The sequence below is a fragment of the Nostoc sp. 2RC genome, assembly GCF_014222165.1.
GTDB classification, from domain to species: domain Bacteria; phylum Cyanobacteriota; class Cyanobacteriia; order Cyanobacteriales; family Nostocaceae; genus Nostoc; species Nostoc linckia.
In genome coordinates, this window is the sequence record NZ_JACKZU010000204.1 from 1 (window position 1) to 14,362 (window position 14,362).

The 14,362-nt window shown below is 43.5% G+C and carries 17 protein-coding genes; 1 reads left to right on the forward strand and 16 read right to left on the reverse strand.

Features of this window, described 5'->3' with window-relative positions:
* Positions 1–89 precede the first annotated feature (89 nt).
* Complete coding sequence (locus GNE10_RS21205) at positions 90–410, reverse strand: 2Fe-2S iron-sulfur cluster-binding protein (RefSeq protein WP_185566854.1); 321 nt, start codon at positions 408–410, stop codon at positions 90–92.
* 380 nt (positions 411–790) lie between these two features.
* Here GNE10_RS21205 and GNE10_RS36085 point away from each other — a divergent pair, with 380 nt between their 5' ends.
* A complete protein-coding gene (locus GNE10_RS36085) occupies positions 791–922 on the forward strand; it encodes a hypothetical protein (protein WP_260446973.1) in 132 nt (43 codons plus the stop codon).
* Here GNE10_RS36085 and GNE10_RS21210 read toward each other — a convergent pair.
* The 15 genes from GNE10_RS21210 to GNE10_RS21280 form a co-directional block, all read right to left on the reverse strand.
* A complete protein-coding gene (locus GNE10_RS21210) occupies positions 919–1,518 on the reverse strand; it encodes a methyltransferase domain-containing protein (protein ID WP_185566855.1) in 600 nt (199 codons plus the stop codon). The two genes, GNE10_RS36085 and GNE10_RS21210, sit on opposite strands and share 4 nt — an antisense overlap.
* Before the next feature lie 217 nt (positions 1,519–1,735).
* A complete protein-coding gene (locus GNE10_RS21215; protein ID WP_099071640.1) occupies positions 1,736–3,088 on the reverse strand; it encodes a selenium-binding family protein in 1,353 nt (450 codons plus the stop codon).
* Positions 3,089–3,124: 36 nt separating this feature from the next.
* On the reverse strand, positions 3,125–3,787 hold the full coding sequence (locus GNE10_RS21220; RefSeq protein ID WP_099071639.1) for a Na(+)/H(+) antiporter subunit B: 663 nt from the start codon (positions 3,785–3,787) through the stop codon (positions 3,125–3,127).
* Positions 3,788–3,789: 2 nt separating this feature from the next.
* Positions 3,790–4,416, reverse strand: coding sequence for a DUF4040 domain-containing protein (locus GNE10_RS21225; protein WP_185566856.1), 627 nt, complete (start codon positions 4,414–4,416; stop codon positions 3,790–3,792).
* Positions 4,409–4,687, reverse strand: a complete 279-nt coding sequence (locus tag GNE10_RS21230; RefSeq protein ID WP_185566857.1) for a monovalent cation/H(+) antiporter subunit G — start codon at positions 4,685–4,687, stop codon at positions 4,409–4,411. Before GNE10_RS21230 ends, GNE10_RS21225 begins: the two co-directional genes overlap by 8 nt.
* Positions 4,684–4,941, reverse strand: coding sequence for a hypothetical protein (locus GNE10_RS21235; RefSeq protein ID WP_099071636.1), 258 nt, complete (start codon positions 4,939–4,941; stop codon positions 4,684–4,686). The genes GNE10_RS21230 and GNE10_RS21235 overlap by 4 nt, the downstream gene beginning before the upstream one ends.
* A complete protein-coding gene (locus GNE10_RS21240; protein WP_099071635.1) occupies positions 4,938–5,327 on the reverse strand; it encodes a Na+/H+ antiporter subunit E in 390 nt (129 codons plus the stop codon). The genes GNE10_RS21235 and GNE10_RS21240 overlap by 4 nt, the downstream gene beginning before the upstream one ends.
* Positions 5,312–6,751 carry a cation:proton antiporter gene (locus tag GNE10_RS21245; protein WP_185566858.1) on the reverse strand — a complete coding sequence of 480 codons (1,440 nt, stop codon included), beginning with the start codon at positions 6,749–6,751 and terminating at the stop codon, positions 5,312–5,314. Before GNE10_RS21245 ends, GNE10_RS21240 begins: the two co-directional genes overlap by 16 nt.
* A complete protein-coding gene (locus GNE10_RS21250; RefSeq protein ID WP_099071633.1) occupies positions 6,748–7,083 on the reverse strand; it encodes an NADH-quinone oxidoreductase subunit K in 336 nt (111 codons plus the stop codon). The genes GNE10_RS21245 and GNE10_RS21250 overlap by 4 nt, the downstream gene beginning before the upstream one ends.
* A gap of 118 nt (positions 7,084–7,201) precedes the next feature.
* Positions 7,202–8,599 (reverse strand): cation:proton antiporter, encoded by a 1,398-nt coding sequence (locus GNE10_RS21255; RefSeq protein WP_185566859.1) that lies wholly within the window; start codon positions 8,597–8,599, stop codon positions 7,202–7,204.
* A gap of 137 nt (positions 8,600–8,736) precedes the next feature.
* Positions 8,737–10,422 (reverse strand): SulP family inorganic anion transporter, encoded by a 1,686-nt coding sequence (locus GNE10_RS21260; protein ID WP_185566860.1) that lies wholly within the window; start codon positions 10,420–10,422, stop codon positions 8,737–8,739.
* A gap of 416 nt (positions 10,423–10,838) precedes the next feature.
* Entirely contained in the window at positions 10,839–12,110 is a 1,272-nt protein-coding gene (locus GNE10_RS21265) for an MFS transporter (protein ID WP_185566861.1), read from the reverse strand.
* The gene (locus tag GNE10_RS21270) at positions 12,076–12,549 is read right to left on the reverse strand and encodes a MarR family winged helix-turn-helix transcriptional regulator (RefSeq protein WP_099071629.1); all 474 of its coding nucleotides are present in this window, start codon (positions 12,547–12,549) and stop codon (positions 12,076–12,078) included. Before GNE10_RS21270 ends, GNE10_RS21265 begins: the two co-directional genes overlap by 35 nt.
* A 19-nt stretch (positions 12,550–12,568) precedes the next feature.
* Positions 12,569–13,432 carry an ABC transporter permease gene (locus GNE10_RS21275; RefSeq protein ID WP_185566862.1) on the reverse strand — a complete coding sequence of 288 codons (864 nt, stop codon included), beginning with the start codon at positions 13,430–13,432 and terminating at the stop codon, positions 12,569–12,571.
* Entirely contained in the window at positions 13,389–14,240 is an 852-nt protein-coding gene (locus GNE10_RS21280; RefSeq protein WP_099071627.1) for an ABC transporter ATP-binding protein, read from the reverse strand. The genes GNE10_RS21275 and GNE10_RS21280 overlap by 44 nt, the downstream gene beginning before the upstream one ends.
* Positions 14,241–14,362: the final 122 nt, after the last annotated feature.

Sequence of the window (14,362 nt, forward strand, 5' to 3'; positions counted from 1 at the left end):
GGTAAAGGAATAAATTTAATGTTTCCCCATACCCAATGCCCAATGCCCCATGCCCAAAAACTCCTGCAAGTGGCATAGAGTTTTTGATTTCAGCGATGACCTTTAAACGGATTGATGTAAAGTTCATCTTGGCACTCTACCCCCACTTCAAGTTTGCAATCTGAGCGGGGATAAGCAATGCAAAGTAAAACAAAGCCCATTGCTTCCTGTGCAGATTTCAGTGCTAAGGCTCCAGGCTGATGCACTTTACCCTCAATTAAACGCGCTGCACAACTAATACACGCACCGTATCGGCAACCTACAGGTAACCGCAAACCCGTGTCTTCTACAGCATTTAATATGTACTGACTTTCTGCTACTTCTATAACGAAGTCATTGCGATTCACAAGTTGCACTCGGTAATTTTTCATATAAATTAGGACTTACGCATTGACAGTCAACAGTCAACACTCATCAACTACCTGATTTTAAGAAAAGCGATCGCCACGACAGCATTGTTTATCCAAAATTCCTAATCTCATAATTATTATTTACGGTTATCTGATTGAGATACAGTAGTTTATAGCCTAACTTTTGCAAAGTAACCCTTGTAGCTCTGCAATGCTCATCAAGATAACCCCTATATTTACGGGATGCTGGCATTTGAGCTAGAAGAGTGCCATCGGATACCAGAAGCAGAAACATAGGCCAAACATGCCATCGCGCTGAAATGAGATAACCGTTGGGCACATCACGCTTCACAACTGGCTTTAGAACTATCACAACATTATCAAAAAGTAGAGCAAACAGTATGACTACATACGTAAATCTGGGAAAAAGTGGGCTGAAAGTATCGCGTATTGCCTTGGGTACGATGACTTATGGCGATCGCAATAATTACCTTTGTGAGCGTTGGCTGTGTGGATGTAGGGCAAGAATCTAGCCTTGCACCTGAAAAATTGCCAAGTGTTCTTCGCCTTTGCGACTGGCGATGGAATCCTTTGCAGCTTTGAACAGGATGATATCAAAGTAGGGTGAAAAACTATCCAAAATTTCCTGTGGCTTGATGCCAAACGGGGGGCCATCTAACCGACTATGGGTAAAAAACAGGGCAATCAGTTGACCATTGGGACGTAGTAAGTTTTTTATAAGCTGTACATATTGCGATCGCAACGTTGGATCGATGGCACAAAAACAAGTATGTTCTAACACGTAATCAAAACTATGTAGAAACTCTGCTTGCAATTCAAAAATGTTGCGTTGTAAAAATTGAACGTTCAGTTCTCGTGCTTTGGCAATAGTAGAAGCACGGGCAATGGCGCTGGTAGCAAAATCAAACCCAATGACATCAAACCCTGCTGTTGAAAATAACATCGCATCGTGTCCGCTTCCACAGCCTAAAACTGCCATTTGTCCAGGCTTGGGGGCTTGCCCTGATGCCAGAAGATTGATAAATGGTGGAGCTGGACAGCCCAAATCCCAAGGGTCTCGATTTTCTTGATACCGTTTTTCCCAAGCTTCAGCGCTGAGGTCAATCATGATGGAATTCTACTTTAGGAGGCAGGGAGGCAGAGGGGCAGGGGGTAGGGGCGAAAGGCTTTTGGGATTTTGCTAAAGATGCGGTAATCATAAGTGATTAGCCCTTTAGCAGAACATTATATGATAGATGGATGGCCAAAAAGCTTATCTACTAACTATTTGACTATCCAAAACCTCAAATCCAAAATCTAAAATCTAAAATCCAAAATAGAACGAGTTAGATCCAAATATCTGAAGTGCAATCACCGCCAGGATAGCGCATCTCATGGGCACGAGAGGGGCCTGCTGGTTCTTTGCCAAAATCAACGTAGAAGTCTTCGTTAATTTTGAGTCCACCATTTTCGGTGTCACAATCAATCTGTAATAAATATGAGCCGGTCTTAGATAAATCGGGATAAAACTGATTATCCCAAGTACTAAATAGGGAATTTGTCACATAAAGCCGTTTACCATCCAGACTCAGCTGTAGCATTTGCGGCCCGCCAGCCAATTTATGACCTTGAACTTCACCACTGTTACCTAGCAAACCACCGCACCAAACTTGACCAGTGAGTCGAGGATGGGATGGATCGCTGATATCATACTGACGGATATCTCCATGCAACCAATTGGAAAAGTAAATGTAGCGATCGCACATTGAAATCAAAATATCAGTAATCAATGATGGCACTGGTATCGGCCAACCTGCCACTTCTACCGCAGGGATATCAATTACTTTCTCTATTTGCCAATGGCCATTTGGTTTTTGCCAATGCCAAACATTACTACTCAGTGCTGCGGCTACAAACCCATGAGTGCTGTCGGGGTTGTGGTGAAAGCGCACTTCTAAGGGAATTAATCCTTCTTGTCCTAAATCAAAACTCTGGATAATTTCTCGTGTTGACCAATTCCAAAAATGTACGTGATGACCATAGTTATCAGCTGCTATGTCGTTGAGGTCAAAACCAGGATAATAGGTTTTGGGTGCGCCCCATTCGCTACTCACCATAATGTTATGACGCGGCTGATACCAAAAGTCATAGTTAAATCGCATACCTTGGGTTTGATGTTCCCAACGTCCAGCAATGTCAAAATTGTCATCCAGTAACAAAAAGCCACCAGGGCCATTTCCCTCACTGTCCCCCAGCATAGAAATCATGACATGGCCATCTGCGAGACAGTGGACTGTATGGGGCGCAGTTAAATTAGTCTTTTCTTTAATTTCTTCTGGTTCAATGACCTTGTGCAGTTTTGGGGCTTTGGTATCTGCGGTATCAACAATATAAATGCGGCTAGAACGTTGTCCGGGGATAACTGTAAATCTTCGGGATTTACTAGCATCACCGTGACAAGAACTACAAGCATTCCAGCCAAAGTGATGTAATTCATCACCAATGTAAGGCATCGATAGACGATGAATTATTTGGGAATAGGTTGGAGAATTGGGGTCAACGTCTACGGTGGCGAGATAATCTGGTTCTTCGATACCAGTACCAGTATAAAGGGCGATGGCATAAAGCACCTTTTCTCTTTGGGCTTTGGTGGCTGCTTCTGGAGAAGCATAGCCAGGGCCACAACAAGCATGAGTCATAGTTCTACAGCTAAGTCACGAGAGCAAACTACTAGCTTACAACAAGCCCCGATAACGAATAAAAACCAAAACTGCTGCCCAGGAACCCAAGGCGACTTTTACAGCAACCAAAATATTCAGCAAAGGAATAACTCCCCCACTGACAAGTGCGCCCAATTCTCCGTGCGGTAACTCTACTCCTGCTAGAGTGATAACCGCTAGTACGATAAAAACCAGAACCGAAACTTTTTCCCATGTAGCAGCGTGCCAACGTTGGTAGATTTCTTGCATCCATTGTGGTGATGAAGTAATGGCAATCAAACCAATGGCTGTTCCCCCTGCTACTCCGGCTGCAAAACCACCCCCCGGACTGAGATGCCCGCGAATAGCTAACTCGATACTGACTAAGGCGGAAATTGTGGCTCCGAGACGCGCCAAAACAATGGATGGTTGGTCAGTGAAACTATGGATTTTTTGAGATGGCTTTTCATTGGCCAGCAAAAAATAGACACCCATAATGGCGATCGTAAATACTACCACCTCAAAAATAGTGTCATACAGTCGATTTCTGAGAATGATACCGGAAACTGCATTGGGTATCCCACTATCTTGTACAACCGCTTCGACGATAGAGATATCCGGTAAGTCTGCTGCTGGATTGGGTATAACGATAAATTTGATATATAGCGCTATGCCCGCAGCAATGTAAACCCATTTCATATCTACTTTGTCCCTGAATTTGGTGTACTCATAGTTCCTAAGGTCAGAGTATTTTCATCTGCTGCTTGTTTTGTGAAAATTGGTGTTACATAGGTCAGGGTTGTGGTTGGTGAGGAAAGTTCGGTTTGCACGATCTCATAAATGCGCCGTACCCTGGTTGCAGTCTGATAGGGTGGCTTTTCTTCCTCAGAGGCTCCTTCATGTTGCGATCGCTCCTGTGGAAAACAGCTAGCATGAATTTCTTTGTCCAACAGTGCTTGCTGTAAAGTTTGTATATCGCTATAGCTGACTAGCTCCAGACGCATGTGGCGTTTGCCAAGAATTGTGCGTAAGTCATTCATCAGTTGCCCAAAAAGACCATCGTCATCTGCTTGCTCTTGGAGTACACCAAGACGCATCACCAACGATGAACGCACCGCCACGGCATACAGTGTAATTGCCAGCATAGTACCCACCAAGGCTTCAGTCAAAGCAACATCGGGAGCGCCTAGAACCGCATATACCATTGCTGCCACTGCTCCTAAGATGCCACGGATCACTAAGGCATGGTATGGATTAGTCTGAAATACCACCATACAGGCAGTTAAGGGTAGCAGAGCGACGATTATATAAAGATAACTATCATTCATAGCTACTCCTGCTACTGGAACAGTAAGCCAACACATACCCCAGCACTGTATTCCAAATGGCTAAGCAAATCAGAGCCAGAATCAGCAGTGGCCATTCGCTGGGTATTTTTAAAAGCAAGCCGAAGATGATACTCATCGACCCCAGGGTATCCGCAACCGAAAGACTATGGAGCTTGAACAATAGCGATCGCTTTCCCAGCAGGTGAGAAGTTCCCCAAAACCAAAAGAACATTCCTACACCTATGCACAAATAACTGATAAAGTCAATCATATTTCATTCATTCGTTTGAGTACATGAGCCAGCAACATTAATCCAGCATTCCCTACACTCAAGATAATGACGCTGCCAACACCAATCATCCAATCATCACGCAACACCGATACCACCAGGATCGTGATTGAAGTTTTGGTGGCAATACTGGCAAATGCCAACATTTTCTGCCAAATATCTTCATCCTGCCAAGCCTCATAGATGGGTATCAGCAGGGCTAAAATCATTGCAATTAATACCAGATTCAGATTCATGTTTTTTTCCTCCGTCGCACCCGGTGTACTTCGTACCATCCATCTTCGTGGTATTTCAAGACAATGGTTTTTGGTGTAAAGGTAATCAGGAATATATCCAGGAATATCAGTCCTGGTGTGCGTCCTGGTTTAACTCGTTCCATTGTGATTTCTTCGTATTTATGAGGACGGATGATGATTTCAATTGCCTCAAAATACGCTTGGGGAATTGCTACTAAAACTTCACCCAGCACACGCAGCCAATCTTTTAATGCTTCCTTGGCTCTTTGACGACCCGGCAATAGCAATGCGACACTGATGCCAATGATGATATTCACCACAGTGAAATCGGCAGTGAGCAGAAACCAAATCACCAGTCGCAATATGAGATTTAGATGCCCAACCATGCAAATCCCTTCCAAAACAGTAGAATTAAAATCAGACTCATAACGCCGATTAAATGGTCAAACTGCTCCAACACGCGCGGTAGTTTGAGTGCTAAACGTTTAAAAATTAGCCAGTAAGCTAACCATCCAATGCCAATGGTTGCCAGGGGTTTGATGATATTCTCGTAGGTATACGCCTCATAGTACACAATATTAGCCACAACCAAACCCCCGATTAACAGAATAACTGCTCCCCAGAAACCAGGTTTTACATTGGCGTTTCCTCCACGGGGCAGAAAGATGAATTTGGCAAAGGATATTGCTGTTCCCAGGGCTGCAACATTCATAGCGATGGCTTGCCAAGGTAGCAAATTTTTAGTTGTCAACACCTTCGCGCCAAACCCAGACAACAAAGGAAAGCCGGAAATGGAGAAACTGGCCATTACTAGGGCAATCCAAACTGGAGTAGCGATCGCTTGATGTTGCAGTTCCTTGAAGTTTCGACTTGGTAAAGCACCCGCGATTAAAAACAATACAGCTTTGACTAATCCGTGGGTGAGGGCATAAAATCCGCCAACTTTTGGTGCAGCCAAGATAAAGCCTAATTGGGAAACCGTGTGAAAGGCCAGCATCCGCTTAGTATCTTTTTCAAACACTGCATAAAACACCCCTAAAAGGGCGGTGCAAACTCCGAGGGTTCTCACCATCGGGTCAATTTCATCTACCATTAAGGCACAGCGCACTAATGGATAGACGCCAGCTTTCACCACAACTCCCGACAGCATCGCCGACACTGGCGTTTCTGATTCCGAGTGAGTCAATGGCAACCATAATCCCGATACAAAAATTCCTCCTTTTGTCAAGAGTCCCAAAAAAATTAGGGCAAGTGCCTCGGTGGGTGCTACTCGCAAACCTGCAAAACTAAAGGAATGATCTGCTTGGTAAACCAGCACTGCGCCAACCAGATAAAACAGCATTGCCACATTGCTGATAAACAGATAGCGTAAGCCCACCCAAATCGAGCGATCGCTCCGGGGATAGGCAATCAACAGAAACGCCGCAATCCCGCTGACTTCTAGGGCGACGTATAAACTAATTAAATCTGCACAGACAAACGCCGCGTTGACGCTGCCATGTAAAATGATCGTCTGTGCGTAAAAAAAAGCTGTCTTATCGCTGTGCCAACAATAAAGGATGACTGCCGCCGTTACCAAGGCATTAGTCAAGATAAAGTAGCCACTTATTTGGTCTATTGCTAAAATAACGCCGAAATTATCCAGCAATTTTAGTGTTAGTGACGACTGATTGAAAAATAACTGCAACCCGTATGCCACCGAAGCCAAACAAACACACATTGCGATGTATTTGTCAAGTTTAGGAAGTAGATAAATGAGGAACCCGAAAAAAAAGGGTAATGCAATCCAGACGATTGTAATCGTACTCATGGTGTATTATTTCTCTCGATCTCGTCGGTTTCCAAGGTCGGGTTATCCCCTGCTAACTTCATGACACCGACGAGCATTAAAGCCTGAATCGAAAATCCGATGACAATGGCCGTCAATATCACGGCTTGGGGAACCGGATCGGCATATGCACGATTTTGGATGTTTGAAATAATTGGTGTGAAGAAACCATCTCGCGATGCAATCAGCACGTAATAGGCAATAACCCCCGTACTCATGACATCCATAGAGATGATTTTCATTACAAGATTTTTTTTGAGGATAATACCAAAAAATCCGCACAATATTGTGGCGAATATACAAGCTTCTAACACGGTAATTGCCTAAAAATTTTAGATTTGAAATTTTGGATTAGTCCTATCCAAGTAGGGGGTGACAAAAGGCAAAAAGCTGATAAATTTATGATTATTTTTTGCCTTTTGCCTTGCTGTACTAACTGATTAAATTGGCTTCCTCTAAAGATTCTTTTTCTTTTGGTGATTGTTTAAATGCCAACCTTAATAAAGGCGGTGCTAAGAAGGTCGTCAAAATCACCATAATTACGATGGCAGCTTGCAATGGTTTATCAAGGGTACCACTAGCTGCACCAATTCCGGCAAACACTAACCCAACTTCCCCACGGGGAATCATTCCGATACCGACGGCTAAGCGATTAATTCCAGCTTGACCAAAAATCGACCAACCTGTGACGACTTTACCAATAATCGCCACCACAATTAAAAAAGTAGAAATTATTAATCCTTCTCGATTTCCTGGAACTAAAGGATTAAGCACACCCAAATCAACTTTTGCACCAACTGTCACAAAGAAAACTGGTACTAAAATATCGGCAATCGGTTTTACCTGCTCATCTAATTCTTTGCGTTTATCAGTTTCATCCAAAACTAAGCCAGCCGCAAATGCACCCAAAATAGCTTCCAAATGAATGGCATTACCTAAAAAAGCCATGAAAAAGGCAAAGATAAAGGCTGGGATAATTAAGTTACCTCGTGTTTGCAATTTATTAGCAATGGCAACAAAACTTTGATTGAAATATTTACCCAGGAGAATTGAGCCAATGAGAAATACAGTAGCGCTGACAATCAGATAAATGACGTTGAATATATCAACTTCACCAGTTTTAGCCAGACTAGCAACCACCGCCAAGACGATGATACCCAAGATATCGTCAATGACTGCCGCACCTACAATAATCTGTCCTTCACGAGATTTTAATTGCCCAATTTCTGACAAAACTTTAGAGGTAATCCCAATACTAGTAGCTGTCAGGGCTGCACCTGCAAAAATCGCCGGAATTACTGGTGCATGAAATAACCAAATCAGTCCTGCTGTGCCAGCGGCAAAGGGAACGGCTACACCAACGCAAGCAACAATTGTTGCTTGATAGCCGACTTTTTGTAATTCTTTTAAGTCTGATTCTAGACCAATTTCAAACAACAGAATAATGACACCTAATTCTGCGAGAACAGATACAACTTCACTCTGAGTTTGAAATATTGATGTGACTGCATCAGGACTGAGGTTGTTAATAAATTGCAGGATAGTCATGATGATGGAGTCATTAGCAGCTACTCCACTGTCAGGAAATACTACCAAATGGAGAACAGAAGCACCAACAACTACACCGCCCACTAATTCCCCTAATACAGGAGGCAAGTCCATCATTCTAGATAATTCGCCACCAATTTTACTAGCCAGATAAATGACTACTAAACTTAGCAATACTCCAGTTAAAACAATAGGAGCATACTCCGCGTCTTTGGTTGTAGCCAGTAAATGAGGGATATTTAACCAGGTAAATGAATTAACTATTGGTTCGGAAAAAGTCATGTCTTTACTTGTGTTATTGATTCCTTCTTTATGCGAGTAAAAATGCAGCAGCATTCAGAGCTTCTGAAAATCTGCTGTAATTAGCGATTTATAATTCGTAATTCATCATTTAATTATGAATTACGAATTACGAATTACTAATAGGTACTAACTTCTGGACTATCAGCAGAACTAGCATGAGGATTAACTAAAGCAACCGCCTGTTTAAGTGCCTCTACACGCTCTGTAAACATGTGATGCTGTGGAACAAACCTCGAAATACCAAACTTTTCTAAACGTCGTTTGACTTTGCCTGCTGCACCGACAATTAACACATGACGACGTTGTTCGCTAGCGTCCTTAATGGCATTTTCAATTGCCAAAGAAGCAGTCACACCCAATATGGGGACATCACTCAAATCCACAATCAACACATCAGAGTCAGCCATTGCTGAGTGTTCGCGAGCGATCGCCTTCGATACGCCAAAAATCATCGGCCCGCTCAGGTAGAATAGCAGAACACGTCCATTAGCTAGATCGAGTAATTTTTTCTCTTCGTCATTCAAGACAATTGCATCATCAGTATCGCTAATTGTTTTCACTTCCTGAGCCTGTAATTCCGAAAGGCGATCGATTGTTAAAATGTTGGCAATGAAAACTCCGACGCCCACAGCAACAATCAAATCAACAAATACAGTCAGGAACAATACACCATACATGATGATTGTGCCTTTGAGAGACACCTTGTGAGCGCGTTTCAAAAAGCTCCAATCAAGAATGTCAATCCCCACTTTCAGCGCAATACCAGCTAACACCGCCATTGGGATGGGTTGAGTGACACTCGCAGCCCACAAAACCACAACTAATAAAATCACTGCGCGAGTTAAACCGGATAAAGCTGTAGTCGCACCAGTTTGGATATTCACTACAGTTCCCATCGTCGCACCAGCACCAGGTAGCCCTCCACACAAACCAGATATTAAATTACCAATACCTTGACCAATCAATTCTTTATCAGATTTGTGTTCTGTGCGAGTCAAACTGTCTGCAATTACCGCCGTTAATAGAGTATCAATACAACCCAACATCCCCAACATTGCCCCATCAACAATCATGACTGTGATTTGTCCGGGAGTAAAAGTTGGCATTTGCAATGTGGGCAATCCAACGGGAATTTCACCAATTCGTCTGATATCTGTACCGCCGAAGATGGTTAGAGAAACTATAGTTCCGATAATTAATGCCACCAATTGCGGAGGAGCAAAGCGCTTGAGTTTGGATGGCATTAAAAAAATAATTGCCAGTGTCAACAAGCCTAAAGCTGTTTCCGCAGGATTAATTTTAGTTAATAACTGAGGTAGATTTTGCACCATCCCCAGTACGCCACCTTTAGGATTTGGTTGACCGACAAAAGGAGCAATTTGCAAAATAATTAGAATCACCCCAATTCCAGACATGAAGCCGGAAATTACGCTGTAAGGCATCAGGGTAATATATTTACCCAACTTAAATATGCCAAAGAAAATTTGAAATATTCCCGCTAGCATAACTACGGTAAATGCCATTGCTAAGCCGTTTTCGGGATTAGCTGCGGTCATGGAACTGACAATTGCAGTCATAACTACAGTCATCGGCCCGGTTGGCTCAGAAATTAAGGTTGGTGTCCCACCAAATAAGGCTGCAAAAAAACCTACACAAACTGCGCCATAAAGACCAGCTACAGGCCCCGCACCGGAGGCGACACCGAATGCTAGGGCTAACGGCAAGGAAACGATGGCAGCTGTTAAACCACCGAATAAATCACCTTGCACGTTTCTAAAATGTATAGTATTTGTCAATGACATACTGGGTTTTGGTTACAAAAAAGCAAAAATTGGGTTTGTAAAAATTGCTAGCTACTTTGAGTAAGTTTCTTGTTTGATAGGCATAAAAAACAAGGCAAAAAACTCTATTTTTTGCAAAGCAGCAGACTATGATAGCCTTCTACATAGCAAATTCCTGGATGGGAATCCCTAATAGATCGGGCTTGAGTCAAAGACATTTGAAAAATCGGACTCAAAAAACTTACAATTTATGTAAGTTTTATTTATCACCAGACTTAACGTGTTTAAAAATAGCTTACAGCTTTGTACGTCAATGTTGTTGATTTACAGGTATGAAGATTAAATTAATATTAAATTGGTTTCATAGATAAAAGGCTATGCCTCTAACGCGAAAGGCATAGCTTTTTTTACATGAGAGTGGGATAAAAAGTCCCTGGCTATACTTTGTACTCCTGCAAAGACCCCAACTTGCGAATTCCCGGCCAAATCATTGCTGTAGCAATTACTACTAAAATCGTGCCAATTCCACCACCAACAACTGAAATCACCGGCCCAAATAAGGCAGCAGTCAAGCCTGATTCAAAGCCTCCTAATTCATTTGAGGCACTAATAAATACGCTATTGATGGCAGCAACCCGCCCACGTAAACGATCTGGGGTTCTGATTTGAACTAGTGTATGGCGAATCACAACGCTGATACTATCAAGTGCCCCAGCAAGTATCAACATTAACATAGACAGCCAAAACGAACGAGAAAGTCCAAAGATAATTGTGACAACCCCAAAGCCAACTACAGACCATAATAAAGCCGGGCCTGCTTTCCGGAGTGGTGGTAAATATGCCAGGGTAATGGCCATAGTCAAAGCACCGATGGAATTCGCTGCTTGCAGGTATCCCAACTCCACTGGCCCGACATGTAAAATATCTTTGGCAAAGATGGGTAGTAATGCGATCGCACCACCCAACAATACAGCAAACATATCCAATGTAATTGCCGCCAAAATGAGCTGATTCTCCCAGACAAATTTAGCACCTGCGGCCAGGGCTTTGAGGGATATGGGTTCGCTGGAACGGATGCCTTTTTTCTCTGTAATTGCCAGTGTTAAAACGAAACACAACAAAGCGGCAATAGCGGCTGCTATGTATACTCCCGTGGCACTCCCCAACAGGGCAATTCCAAATCCTCCCAAGGCGGGGCCGATGACTGACGCCAACTGAAAGCTACTACTATTCCACGTAGCAGCGTTAGTAAAAGCACTGACAGGTATCAATTGCCACATTAGCGCATCACCGGCGGGTTTGAGGAATGCCCTCGCAACCCCTGTTAAAACCAAGCAGGCGTAAATTAGAAAAACTCCACCTTGTGTATAGGAAAGTACTGCTAGACCCAGAGAACACAGAGCTAGTAACATGACTGAGAATAACATGATGACTTTGCGTTCGCGGCGATCGGCCACATCTCCAGCAATCAAGGTGAGGGCAATCATCGGTAAGACTTGCGCTAATCCTACACCACCTAAAACCAGAGGCGAGGCAGTACGCTCATAAAGTTCCCAGCCAATGGCTACGGTTTGCATTTGCGACCCCACGAACAGCACTAAGCGTCCAATGGTAAATAATCGGTAGTCCCGAAACCTCAGGGCTGCAAAGGGGTCGTGCTGTGCAACAATAGGGTTATGGCGATTTGATTTCTGTTTGCTCGAAGACATTTTTTAGTAGAGCTAAGCCTTCTTCAATATTGGAAATTTGTTCTTCTGTCAGACCTTGGAGCAACTCGGTAATATGAGCGCGAGTTTGATCTTGGGATTGTTTGAGTTGCTGTTTTCCTTCTTCAGTGAGATTGAGCAGCACTCGCCGCCGCTCTTGAGGATCGGCATTGCGTTGGACAAAGTTGCGCTGTACTAGGCGTTCTATGGTCGCTGATGCTGTGGCAGAGGTGACACCCAAATGTTCTGCCAGGTCAGATAAGGAAGCACCGGGATTGCGATTGATGAATGCTAGCGATCGCAACTGGGGTATAGATAAAAAAGCGGCACTGTGGGCACGCATATCCGCTCGGATAAACCGCATCATTAATGGAACTGTTTCCATTACTCTGGCAGCACATTGTTCGGAAGTTGTACCTTGAGTCGGTTTATCCAAGGTCATGGGGTTGTTGTTCTCCTGATTACATTGCCACCCGTGGATAAAGTCGTCCAGCAATGATGGCTAAGATTATTAATGTTAACAAGAGAATTGTACAATCCAGACCAAAGCCATAGATGCTATTGCCATTAAGTAACATCGTGCCACGTAAGCCATCTACCTCATAAGTCAAAGGATTTAAATGGGAAATGAATTTTAACCATTCGGGCATCAAGGAAATAGGATAGATGGCATTGCTAGCAAAAAATAAGGGCATCGTTAATAATTGCCCAATACCAGTCATCCGTTCTCGCGTTTTTACCAAACAGCCAATAATTAAGGAAAAAACACAAAAGCAAGCCGCCCCCAGCATCACCAATAGTAGCACTTGCAGAATCGGTAGGGGATAGAGATTGAGTTTCACACCTAATAAAAATGCTAGTGTGTAAATCACCACCACCTGTGATAAGCATCGCACCCCACAGGCCAAGGCTTTACCCAATACCATCGCCACACGGGGTGTAGGACTAGCTAAGAATTTATGCACAATTCCTAAATCTCGTTCCCAAATCAGCGTCATCCCACCAGTAAAAATTGCCACAAACAGGACACTCTGAGCCAAAATCCCAGCAGAGATGAAATCCAAATAAGGTAAGTCCCCTGTGGAAATAGCGCGAGTGCGGGAGAAAACTTGCCCAAAAATCAGCAACCATAAGCTTGGTTGCACAGCTCGAACGATTAAATCAGTGGGATCGTGGCGGAGTTTGCGTACTTCCAATTCAGCGATCGCTAAAGTTTTCCTAACTAGCTCGCTAATTGCAGAGATGAAATTACGTCGGCGAGTCGGTTGTGGCTGTTGTACTTTAACCCAACCGCTGAGCTGTGCGTCTGGTTCTCGCTGTGTCACGGTAGTTGACTCCTGATGTTAACTGGTTGCCTGTGTAGTGAATAAAGACATCATCCAAGGTTGCGTTTGCTTTCCCCAAGGAAGCTTTTAAGTCGCTCGGTGCGCCTGTGGTCACGACTTCGCCTTGTTGCATAATTACCACTCGATCGCACAGATTATCTGCTTCTTCTAAAAAGTGGGTTGTTAAAAATATAGTTGTGCGGTAATCAGTACAGAGTTGTTGCACAAGTTCCCATACTTGCGTGCGGGCAATGGGGTCTAGTCCCACAGTCGGCTCATCCAAAAATAAAATTTGGGGTTGATGCAAAATCGATTGAGCAATTTCCAACTTGCGGATCATGCCACCAGAATAGGTGCGTACCAAGCGCTTAGCAGCATCTTGCAAACCCATGTACTCTAGAATTTCCCAAATGCGGCCATCGCGTCCTTTTTTCGGTATTTCATACAACTTGGCAAAGATTAACAGATTTTCATAACCCGTAAGACTGCCATCAGCAGACAACGCTTGGGGTACATAGCCGATGGCACGTCTCACAGGATCGGATTGACGAGTCACATCATAGCCGGCTAAGATTGCAGTCCCCTCACTGATAGGCAGTAATGTTGTTAGCATTTTGATTACTGTACTTTTACCCGCCCCGTTCGGCCCCAGCAGCCCAAATATTTCACCTTGTTCTACAGATATGTTCAGGTCATTAACAGCAGTAAACTTACCAAAACGGCGCGTCAGTCCCTCAGTTTCCAAAATTAGGGATTTTGGCTCCTTGGAAGATAGCGATCGGTTTATTTTTCCCGTATATATTGTCACAACTTTCGATGCACTTAATTAATTAGAAAAACTAACTATTAGTTTCTCAATATATTTATCTGAAGTCAATAGTTCGCTAGCAGGAAAAAGGGAATAGGGCATTGGGCATTGGGCATTGGGCA

Coding starts and splice junctions, on each gene's coding strand:
- GNE10_RS21205 (WP_185566854.1), bottom strand. CDS start 410: ATGAAAAATTACCGAGTGCAACTTGTGAATCGCAATGACTTCGTTATA.
- GNE10_RS36085 (WP_260446973.1), top strand. CDS start 791: ATGACTACATACGTAAATCTGGGAAAAAGTGGGCTGAAAGTATCGCGT.
- GNE10_RS21210 (WP_185566855.1), bottom strand. CDS start 1,518: ATGATTGACCTCAGCGCTGAAGCTTGGGAAAAACGGTATCAAGAAAAT.
- GNE10_RS21215 (WP_099071640.1), bottom strand. CDS start 3,088: ATGACTCATGCTTGTTGTGGCCCTGGCTATGCTTCTCCAGAAGCAGCC.
- GNE10_RS21220 (WP_099071639.1), bottom strand. CDS start 3,787: ATGAAATGGGTTTACATTGCTGCGGGCATAGCGCTATATATCAAATTT.
- GNE10_RS21225 (WP_185566856.1), bottom strand. CDS start 4,416: ATGAATGATAGTTATCTTTATATAATCGTCGCTCTGCTACCCTTAACT.
- GNE10_RS21230 (WP_185566857.1), bottom strand. CDS start 4,687: ATGATTGACTTTATCAGTTATTTGTGCATAGGTGTAGGAATGTTCTTT.
- GNE10_RS21235 (WP_099071636.1), bottom strand. CDS start 4,941: ATGAATCTGAATCTGGTATTAATTGCAATGATTTTAGCCCTGCTGATA.
- GNE10_RS21240 (WP_099071635.1), bottom strand. CDS start 5,327: ATGGTTGGGCATCTAAATCTCATATTGCGACTGGTGATTTGGTTTCTG.
- GNE10_RS21245 (WP_185566858.1), bottom strand. CDS start 6,751: ATGAGTACGATTACAATCGTCTGGATTGCATTACCCTTTTTTTTCGGG.
- GNE10_RS21255 (WP_185566859.1), bottom strand. CDS start 8,599: ATGACTTTTTCCGAACCAATAGTTAATTCATTTACCTGGTTAAATATC.
- GNE10_RS21260 (WP_185566860.1), bottom strand. CDS start 10,422: ATGTCATTGACAAATACTATACATTTTAGAAACGTGCAAGGTGATTTA.
- GNE10_RS21265 (WP_185566861.1), bottom strand. CDS start 12,110: ATGTCTTCGAGCAAACAGAAATCAAATCGCCATAACCCTATTGTTGCA.
- GNE10_RS21270 (WP_099071629.1), bottom strand. CDS start 12,549: ATGACCTTGGATAAACCGACTCAAGGTACAACTTCCGAACAATGTGCT.